Source organism: Streptomyces sp. L-9-10 (assembly GCF_004151105.1).
Lineage (GTDB): Bacteria > Actinomycetota > Actinomycetes > Streptomycetales > Streptomycetaceae > Streptomyces.
Window position 1 is genome coordinate 1 of the sequence record NZ_PHRF01000103.1, and the last position, 10,518, is coordinate 10,518.

At 73.0% G+C, this 10,518-nt stretch carries 2 protein-coding genes; both read left to right on the plus strand.

The features are described 5' to 3' along the window. The first annotated feature begins 41 nt into the window (after positions 1 to 41). Entirely contained in the window at positions 42 to 6,980 is a 6,939-nt protein-coding gene (locus CU044_RS26325; RefSeq protein WP_345790154.1) for a type I polyketide synthase, read from the plus strand. 31 nt (positions 6,981 to 7,011) lie between these two features. Next, a partial coding sequence (locus tag CU044_RS39220; protein ID WP_205124105.1) for a type I polyketide synthase occupies positions 7,012 to 10,518 on the plus strand: 3,507 nt, incomplete at its 3' end.

Genomic DNA, 10,518 nt, shown 5'->3' on the forward strand with positions numbered 1-10,518 from the left:
TGGCACTGGAGGCGCCGCTCGTCCTGCCGGAGAACGGCTCGGTGCGGGTGCAGGTGTGGGTCGGTGCCGAGGACGAGTCCGGCCGACGTGAGCTGACCCTCTACTCAAGCGCGGGTGACGCGGAGGACGGCCGTTCGTGGACCCGGCACGCCACCGGTGTGCTGCGCGAGGGCGGCCGGTCCGTCGAGCCTGTCCTGGTCGAGTGGCCGCCCGTAAGCGCGGAGGTCCTGGACCTGGACGAGTTCTACGGCCGCGTGACCAGTGACGGTTTCGCCTATGGACCGGTGTTCCAGGGCCTGCGGTCGGTGTGGCGCAAGGGCGATGAGGTGTTCGCCGAGGTGGCCCTGCCGGACGGGGTGGGGGCGGACGGGTTCGGTCTGCACCCGGCGCTGCTGGACGCGGCGTTGCATGCCGTCCCGCTGATGGGTGATGCCGATGCGTTCGGCGGGCTGCCGTTCGCGTGGTCGGGTGTGCGGCTGCACGCTTCGGGCGCGACCGTTCTGCGGGTGCGGTTGTCGCCCGCCGGGGCGGACGGTGTGGCGTTGGCGGTCGCGGACGGTACCGGCGCTCCGGTGGCCACGATCGACTCGCTGGAACTGCGCCCCGTGTCGGCGACGCTGACGCGCCAGGACTGGGACTCGCTGTTCGGCATCGACTGGGTGTCGGTGTCGGTGCCGGTGTCCGACGGCGATGTCCCGACGACCGAGTGGAGCGACCTGGAGGCGTTGGCGGGGTCTGCGGAACTGCCCGACTTCGTCGTTCTGCCGTGCCCGGTCACTTCCGCGTCCGACCCGGTCGCGGGCGCCCACGCGGCGGCGCACTGGGCGCTGAACGTGGTGCAGAGCTGGCTCGCCGACGGGCGGTTCGACGCTTCACGTCTGGCCATCGTGACCAGCGGCGCGATCGCGACCACGGCCGAAGAGGACGTACGGGACGTCGCGCAGGCGGCGGTGTGGGGCCTGGTGCGGTCGGCCCAGTCGGAGAACCCGGACAGGATCGTCCTGGTCGACATCGACGACGAGGCGGCCTCGCTCGACGCGCTGCCGTCGGTGCTGGCCATGGGAGAGCCGCAACTCACCGTACGGTCCGGTGACATCCGAGTACCCCGCCTGGCGAGGGTTCGGCAGTCCGTGGTGGACGATCCCGGCTTCGGCTCGGGCGCGGTGCTGGTCACCGGCGCGACGGGCACGCTGGGCGGCCTCGTCGCCCGGCACCTGGTCGTGGAGCGCGGCGTGCGGAACCTGCTGCTGGTCAGCAGGCGCGGCGCCGCGGCGGAAGGTGCCGAGGAACTGCGCGACGAACTCGTCGCTCTGGGCGCCGAGGTGGCGTTCGCGGCGTGTGACGTGGCCGACCGGCAGGCCGTCGCCGGCCTGCTGGCCGAGCATCCCGTGTCCGCTGTCGTACACACGGCGGGTGTCCTGGACGATGCCACGATCGGCTCGCTGACGCCTGAGCGGATCGACGGGGTGTTCCGGCCGAAGGTCGACGCGGCCTGGCACCTGCACGAACTGACCCGCGACCTGGACCTCTCCGCGTTCGTCCTGTTCTCCTCGGCCGCCGGCACTCTCGGTGGCCCTGGCCAGGGCAACTACGCGGCGGCCAACACATTCCTGGACGCGCTGGCCCACCATCGCCGGGCCACCGGTCTGCCTGCCACGTCGCTGGCGTGGGGTCTGTGGGCGGATGCCGACGGCATGGCCGGTGGGCTTGACGAGGCGGACGTACGCCGGATGGCCAGGGGCGGTGTGATCCCGCTCGGTTCGGCCGAAGGTCTGGCGCTGTTCGACGCGGCGAACTCCACGGGGCGTGCCGCGCTGGTGCCGGTGCCTCTGGACCTGGCCGTGTTGCAGCGGCAGGCGCGTTCCGCCCCCGTACCGCACCTCCTGCGTGGTCTGGTACGCGGTACGGCACGCAGGACCGCCGAGTCCGGCTCCGCCGCGGCCGGGTCCGCGCTGGCGCAGTCGCTGGCCGGCATGAGCGCCGGAGAGCGGGAGAAGGCGCTGCTGGATCTGGTGCTCGGCCATGTGGCCGTGGTGCTCGGTCACGGCTCGGCGCATGCCGTCGCGCCCGACCGGGCCTTCAAGGAACTGGGCTTCGACTCACTGACCGCCGTCGAGTTCCGCAACCGTCTCAACGCGGCGACCGAACTGCGTCTGCCGGCCACGCTGGTCTTCGACTACCCGACACCCGCCGCGCTCGTGGCGCACCTCGGCGCCGAGTTCGCGGGGGCGCCCGTCGTCGCGGCGCCCACCCGCACGACCGTGGCCACGGCCGTGACCGACGATCCGATCGCGCTCGTGAGCATGAGCTGCCGCTTCCCCGGCGGGGTGAATTCGCCCGAGGACCTGTGGCGGCTGGTGCTGGACGGTGTCGACGCCATCAGCGAGTTCCCCGGCAACCGCGGCTGGGACCTGGACGGGCTGTACGACCCGGACCCCGACCACGCGGGCACCTCTTACGCCCGTGAAGGCGGTTTCCTGCACGATGTCGACCAGTTCGACCCGGCGTTCTTCGGGATCTCGCCGCGCGAGGCGCTGTCGATGGACCCCCAGCAGCGACTGCTGCTGGAGACGTCGTGGGAGGCCTTCGAGCGGGCCGGTATCGACCCGAACTCGTTGCGGGGGCACGACGTCGGCGTCTTCACCGGCTCCAACACACAGGACTACGCCACACTGCTGGCGGCGAGCGAGGAGAGTTTCGAGGGGCACATCGGCACCGGCAACGCGGCGAGCGTCGTGTCCGGCCGGATCGCCTACACGTTCGGTCTTGAGGGGCCGGCGGTGACAGTCGACACCGCGTGCTCGTCGTCGCTGGTGGCACTGCACCTGGCCGCGCAGGCGCTGCGGGCGGGCGAGTGCTCGCTGGCGCTGGCGGGCGGCGTGACGGTGATGTCGACGCCGGGCGCGTTCATGGAGTTCAGCCGCCAGCGGGGCCTCGCCACCGACGGCCGGTGCAGGCCGTTCTCGTCGGACGCGGACGGCACCGGCTGGGGTGAGGGTGTCGGCATGCTGGTGCTGGAGCGGCTGTCCGACGCGCAGCGCAACGGGCACCGGGTGCTGGCGGTCGTGCGGGGTTCGGCGATCAACCAGGACGGTGCGTCCAACGGGCTCACCGCTCCGAACGGTCCGTCGCAACAGCGGGTGATCCGGCAGGCGTTGGCGAGCGCGGGCCTGGCCCCGTCCGACGTGGACGCCATGGAGGCGCACGGCACCGGCACCAAGCTCGGCGACCCGATCGAGGCACAGGCACTTCTCGCCACCTACGGCCAGGACCGCGGCGGTGAGCCGCTGTGGCTCGGCTCGATCAAGTCGAACATCGGACACACCCAGGCAGCGGCCGGTGTCGCCGGTGTGATCAAGATGGTCATGGCGATGCGGAACGGTGTGCTGCCGCAGACGCTGCACGTGGACGAGCCCACTCCGCAGGTCGACTGGTCGGCCGGCGATGTCGCGCTCCTCACCGAGGCCCGCTCCTGGCCGGACACCGACCGGCCGCGCCGGTTCGGTGTGTCGGCGTTCGGGTTCAGCGGCACCAACGCGCACGCCATCATCGAGCAGGCACCCGTCACCGAGGCCGCCGTAAGGAAGGCCGCACCGCAGGCCGCACCGGGCACGCCCGTACTGCCGCCGCCGTTGCTGGTGTCGGGCCGAGGCGACGACGCGCTGCGGGCGCAGGCCGACCGGCTGCGCGCCCACCTCGTGGCGCACCCCGAGCTGAACCCGCTCGACGTCGCCACCACGCTCGCGGTGGCGCGACCCGCCCTCGACCACCGGGCGGTCGTCGTCGGGCAGGACCGCGACGGACTGCTCACGGCCCTCAAGGCACTCGCCGAGGGGCGGACCGCGGGCGGGCTGGTCTCCGGCGTCACTGCGGGGCACAGGCTGGCGTTCCTCTTCTCCGGTCAGGGCTCGCAGCGACTCGGAATGGGCCGTGAACTGTCCGAGCGTTTCCCGGTGTTCGCGGAAGCCCTGGACACGGTGCTGGACGAGTTCGGCCCGCGGGTGCGTGAGGTGCTGTTCGGTGAGGACGCCGACGCGCTGAACGAGACGGGGGTGACGCAGCCGGCGCTGTTCGCGGTCGAGGTCGCCCTGTTCCGCCTGCTGGGGTCATGGGGCGTCCGGCCGGATCTGCTGGCCGGGCACTCGATCGGCGAGCTGGCCGCGGCCCATGTGGCGGGCGTGTGGTCGCTGGCCGACGCCGCCGCCGTGGTGTCGGCCCGGGGCCGGCTGATGCAGGCGCTGCCGTCCGGTGGCGCGATGGTAGCGATCCAGGCGACCGAGGCCGAGATCCTGCCGGAGCTGACCGACACCGTGGGCATCGCCGCGGTGAACGGCCCGACATCGGTGGTCGTCTCGGGCGTCGACGCCGATGTCGAGGCCCTCGCCGAGCGCTGGCGTGAGGCGGGGCGCAAGGTGACGCGGCTCCGCGTCAGCCACGCGTTCCACTCGCCGCTGATGGAGCCGATGCTGGACGAGTTCCGCCGCGTACTGGAAGCGGTGTCGTACGAGGCGCCCGCGATCCCGATCGTGTCGACGCTGACCGGTGCGCGGGCCACCGTGGAGGAGTTGGCCTCGCCGGAGTACTGGATGCGGCACGTACGCGATTCGGTACGGTTCGCCGACGCCGTCTCCACACTGCGGGACCAGGGCGCGGACGTGTTCCTGGAGATCGGTCCCGGCGGGGTGCTCACCGCGCTGGGCCGGGAGAACGCGCCGGACGCCGAGTTCGTACCCGCGCTGCGCGGCGACCGGTCCGAGACGCTCGCGCTGGCGACGGCCGCGGGCAGCCTGCACGTGCTTGGCGTCGCCGTCGACTGGACCGACCTGACCGCCGGTGGCACCCACGTCGACCTGCCCACCTACGCCTTCCGGCGGCAGAGGTTCTGGCCGACCCTGGCCAAGGCCTCCTCGGGCGACATCGCCGGGACCGTCGACGCGCGGTTCTGGGCGGCCGTGGCGGAAGGCGACCTCGGTGAGCTGGCGGACGAGCTGGCCGTGTCCCCCGACGACCCGATCGGCGCGGTGCTGCCCCGGCTGTCGTCGTGGCGGCGGGAACAGGCCGAGAACTCCGCGGCCGACGGCTGGCGCTACCGCGTCACCTGGCTGCCGGTGAGCGAGCCCACCGCCGCGCTCTCGGGCACCTGGCTCGTGGTCAGCCGGGACGGCACCGGTGAGGAATCCGTCGCCGCCGCGCTGAGCAAGCACGGTGCGCGGGTGCTGCCGGTACACACCGGCGGGGCAGTGGACCGGGACTCGCTGGCGGCCCGTGTGGCGATCGACGAGCCCGTCGCGGGCGTGCTGTCGCTGTACGCACTCGACCCCGAACTGCCCTCCGGCGGCCTGGCCGCGACCCTCGCCCTCGTCCAGGCCCTCGGTGACACCGGCCTCGCCGCGAAGCTGTGGTGCGCGACGCGGGGCGGGGTCGCGACCGGTGGCTCCGACACGCCCGCCAGCCCCGACCAGGCGATGGTGTGGGGACTCGGCAGGGTCGTCGGGCTGGAGCACCCCGAGCGCTGGGGCGGCCTCGTCGACCTGCCCGGCACACTGGACGAGCGCACCGGAGCCCGCCTCGCGGGCGTCCTGTCCGGCGCGCAGGAAGAGGACCAGGTCGCGCTCCGCGCCGGCGGGGTGTACGGCCGGAGGCTCGTACCGGTGACCTCCGGGCGCGCCGGTGACTGGGATCCCACCGGTACGGTGCTGGTCACCGGCGGTACCGGCGCTCTTGGCGCGCACGTCGCCAGGTGGCTGGTCGCGAGGGGGGCCGAGCATCTGCTGCTGACCAGCAGGCGCGGGCCGGACGCCGAGGGCGCCGAGGAGTTGCGCGCGGAACTGACCGCGCTGGGCGCCCGCGTCACGATCGCGGCCTGTGACGCCGCCGACCGGGACGCGCTGGCGGACCTGCTGGCCTCGGTGCCCGACGAGTTCCCGCTCACCGCGGTCGTGCACGCGGCGGGCGTCCTGGACGACGGCGTGCTGTCCGCGCTCACCCCGGACCGGCTCCACGCCGTACTGCGGCCGAAGGTCGACGCCGCGGTCAACCTGGACGAACTGACCAGGGACCGGGACCTCACGGCGTTCGTCATGTTCTCCTCGGTGTCGGGCACGTTCGGCGCGGCGGGCCAGGGGAACTACGCGGCCGCCAACGCCTTCCTCGACGCGCTCGCGGAACGGCGCGTGGCGGCGGGCCTGCCCGCCACCGCGGTCGCGTGGGGGCCGTGGGGCGGCGGCGGCATGGTCGAGGGGCAGCTCGGCGACCACCTGCGCCGCCGCGGCCTGGCCCCGATGGCGCCCGAGCGGGCGGTTGCCGCGCTGGACCGGTCCATCCGCCAGGGTGACCCGACGGCGCTGGTGGCGGACGTCGACTGGGACGTGTTCGCCCCGGCCTTCACGACGGTGCGGCCGAGCCCGCTGCTGCGGGAACTGGCCGGCGCACAGCGCGCCCCGGCGGCAGCCGAGGCGGCGATGCCGCTCGACCTGGCGGCCAGGCTCGCCACGCTGTCCGGTCCCGAGCGCGAACGGGCCGTCGTGGAGCTGGTACGGGAGCAGGCGGCCGCGGTCCTCGGCCACGAGGACACCAAGCTGGTGGAACCCGGCCGGGCGTTCAAGGAACTGGGCTTCGACTCGCTGACCTCGGTCGAGTTCCGCAACCTCCTCAACGCGGCCACCGGACTGAGCCTGCCCGCGACGCTCGTCTTCGACCACCCCACGCCGTCCGCGCTCGCCGCGCAGGTGCTCGACGAACTGCCGGGAGGCGGGGCGCCGGCCATCGACGCGGAGCTGGACCGCCTGGAGTCCGCACTGTCCCTCCTGACGCCGGACGATCAGCAGAGCGCCGCCGTCAGTGCCCGCCTCCGCGCTCTGCTGTCCATGTGGGACGAAGCGAACACCCGCACGGAACCCGCCGAGTCCGGACCGGACGTGCGCACCGCGTCGGCGGACGAACTGCTCGCGCTGCTCGACGAAGAACTCGGTAGGTCTTGAGCCAATGAACTCGCCTGAAGGGTCGGAACACATGTCGAACGAGGAGAAGTACCTCGACTACCTCCGGCGGGCCACCGTGGACCTGCAGGAGGCGCGCGGCAAGCTGCGCGAGTACGAGGAGCGGGATGTCGAGCCGATCGCCATCGTCGGCATGAGCTGCCGGTTCCCCGGTGGCGTAAGGTCGCCGGAGGACCTGTGGCGGCTCGTGCTGGACGGCAGGGACACCGTCTCCGAGTTCCCCACCAACCGGGGGTGGGACCTGGAGGCACTCTTCGACGACGACCCCGACCGGCAGGGGACCTGCTACACCCGTGAGGGCGCCTTCATCTACGACGTCCCGGACTTCGACCCGGCGTTCTTCGGGATCTCGCCGCGTGAGGCCGCGGCGATGGACCCGCAGCAGCGGTTACTGCTGGAGACGTCGTGGGAGGCGTTCGAGCGGGCGGGCATCGACCCGCACGCGTTGCGCGGCAGCAGGACGGGCGTGTTCGTCGGCACCAACGGCCAGGACTACGCGGCACGTGTGTTCACCGGTGTGCCGGACGGCTATGAGGGCTACATCGGCACCGGCAACGCGGCGAGCGTCATCTCGGGGCGCATCTCCTACACGTTCGGCTTCGAAGGCCCCGCGCTGACCATCGACACCGCCTGCTCGTCGTCCCTGGTCGCCCTGCACCTCGCCGTGCACGCACTGCGGCACGAGGAGTCCCCGATCGCCATCGCGGGCGGCGTCACCGTGATGTCGACGCCGGGCGTGTTCATCGACTTCAGCCGCCAGCGGGGCCTGGCCCCGAACGGCCGGTGCAAGGCGTTCGCCGACGGCGCCGACGGCACCGGCTGGGGCGAGGGCGTCGGGATGCTGGTGCTGGAGCGGCTGTCGGACGCGCAGCGCAACGGGCACCCCGTACTGGCGGTGATCCGCGGCTCGGCGGTGAACCAGGACGGCGCTTCCAACGGCCTGACGGCGCCGAACGGGCCGTCCCAGCGGCGGGTGATCCGTCAGGCGCTGGCGAGCGCCCGGCTCTCCGCGGCGCAGGTCGACGCGGTCGAGGCGCACGGCACCGGTACGAAGCTGGGTGACCCGATCGAGGCGCAGGCGCTGCTGGCGACCTACGGCCAGGGCCGGCCCGCCGACCGGCCGTTGTGGCTGGGCTCGGTGAAGTCGAACATCGGACACACGCAGGCCGCGGCCGGTGTCGCGGGTGTGATCAAGATGGTGATGGCGATGCGGCACGGTGTGCTGCCGCAGACACTGCATGTGGACGAGCCGTCGTCGCACGTGGACTGGTCCGCCGGTGCCGTGGAACTGCTGACGGAGGCGCGGCCGTGGCCGGAGACGGGCCAGCCGTGGCGGGCCGGTGTGTCGTCGTTCGGTGTCAGTGGCACGAACGCCCACGTCATCTTCGAGCAGGCCCCCGTGGTGGAGCGGGAGGAGGCCCCCGAACAGACCCCCGGACAGGCCCGCGACGGGCTGATGCCGTGGGTGCTGTCGGCCAGGAGCGCGGAAGCGCTGCGGGAGCAGGCCGCGCGGCTCACGTCCTTCGTGGACGAAGCGCCCGATCTCACCATGGCCGACGTGGGCCGCACACTGGTGTCCTCACGGGCGGTACTGGAACACCGTGCGGTGCTGGTCGCCGCCGACCGGTCCGAGTTCCTGGCCGCTCTGGCGGCCGTGGCCGAGGGCCGGGCGAGTGGCGCCGTGGTCAGGGGAGTCGCCGACGAACCCGGCCAGGTGGGTTTCCTGTTCTCGGGTCAGGGGGCGCAGAAGCTCGGGATGGGCCGTGAACTGTCCGCCCGTTTCCCGGTGTTCGCGGAAGCCTTGGACGAGGTCCTGCGTCAGTTCGATCCGCGGGTGCGTGAGGTCCTGTGGGGCGAGGATGCCGACGCGCTGAACGAGACGGGGGTGACGCAGCCGGCGTTGTTCGCGGTCGAGGTGGCGTTGTTCCGTCTGCTGGAGTCGTGGGGTGTGCGGCCGGATGTGCTGGCCGGGCACTCGATCGGTGAGCTGGCCGCCGCCCACGTGTCGGGTGTGTGGTCGCTGGCTGACGCCGTGAAGGTGGTGTCGGCGCGTGGTGCGCTGATGCAGGCGCTGCCCGAGGGCGGTGCGATGGTGGCGGTCCAGGCGTCCGAGGCCGAGGTCGCGCCTGAGCTGCCGGAGACCGTGGGTATCGCGGCGGTGAACGGTCCGACGTCGGTGGTCGTCTCCGGTGTCGCCGCCGATGTGGAGGCGGTCGCTGAGCGCTGGCGTGACGCGGGGCGGAAGGTGTCCCGGCTGCGGGTGAGCCATGCGTTCCACTCGCCCCTGATGGAACCGATGCTCGGTGAGTTCCGCCGGGTGCTGGAGTCGGTGGCCTTCCAGGCGCCGACCGTCCCGATCGTGTCGACGCTGACCGGTGCGCGGGCGAGCGCGGAGGAGTTGGCGTCGCCGGAGTACTGGGTGCGGCACGTACGCGAGTCCGTACGGTTCGCCGACGCCGTCGGCACGCTCGTGGGCGAGGGTGTGGGCACGTTCGTCGAGGTCGGTCCTGGCGGGACGCTGTCGGCGCTGGGTCAGGAGTCCGCGCCGGACGCGGTCTTCGTGCCGGTGCTGCGCGGTGACCGGCCCGAGGCGGTGGCCGCCACCACGGCCGCGGGGCAGCTGCACGTACGCGGTGTCCGGGTGGACTGGGAGCCCTTCTTCGACGGCCGTGGCGCCCGGTGGCTGGACCTGCCGACGTACGCGTTCCAGCGCGAGCGCTACTGGCTCGACCCCGTGCCGCAGACCGGTGACGTCACCGCGGCCGGGCTCGGTCCCGCCGAGCATCCGCTGCTGGGCGCCGCCGTCGCCCTCGGTGGCATGGACGGTGTGCTGCTCACCGGTCGCCTGTCGGTCCAGACCCACCCGTGGCTCGCCGACCACGCGATCATGGGTTCGGTGCTGCTGCCCGGTACGGCGTTCGTCGAGCTGGCGGTGCGCGCGGGTGACCAGGTCGGCTGCGACCTGGTCGAGGAACTGACGCTGGAAGCGCCGCTCGTCCTGCCCGAGAACGGCTCGATGCGGGTACAGGTATGGGTCGGTGCCCAGGACTCGTCGGGCCGGCGCGAACTGACCTTCCACTCCAGTGCGGGTGACGCGGAGGACGGCCGCACGTGGACCCGGCACGCCACCGGTGTGCTGCGCGAGGGCGGCCGGTCCGTCGAGCCCGTCCTGGTCGAGTGGCCGCCGGCGGGCGCCGAGGCCGTGGACCTGGACGGCTACTACGACCGTATGGCCGCGGGCGGTTTCGGCTACGGGCCGGTGTTCCAGGGCCTGCGGTCGCTGTGGCGCAGCGGGGACGAGATGTTCGCCGAGGTGGCCCTGCCGGACGGGGTGGGGGCGGACGGATTCGGTCTGCACCCGGCACTGCTGGACGCGACGCTGCACGCCATTGGGCTGATGGGCGACGCCGACGCTCCCGGCAGGCTGCCGTTCGCGTGGTCGGGTGTGCGGCTGCACGCCTCGGGTGCGACCGTTCTGCGGGTGCGGTTGTCGCCCGCCGGGGCGGACGGTGTGGCGTTG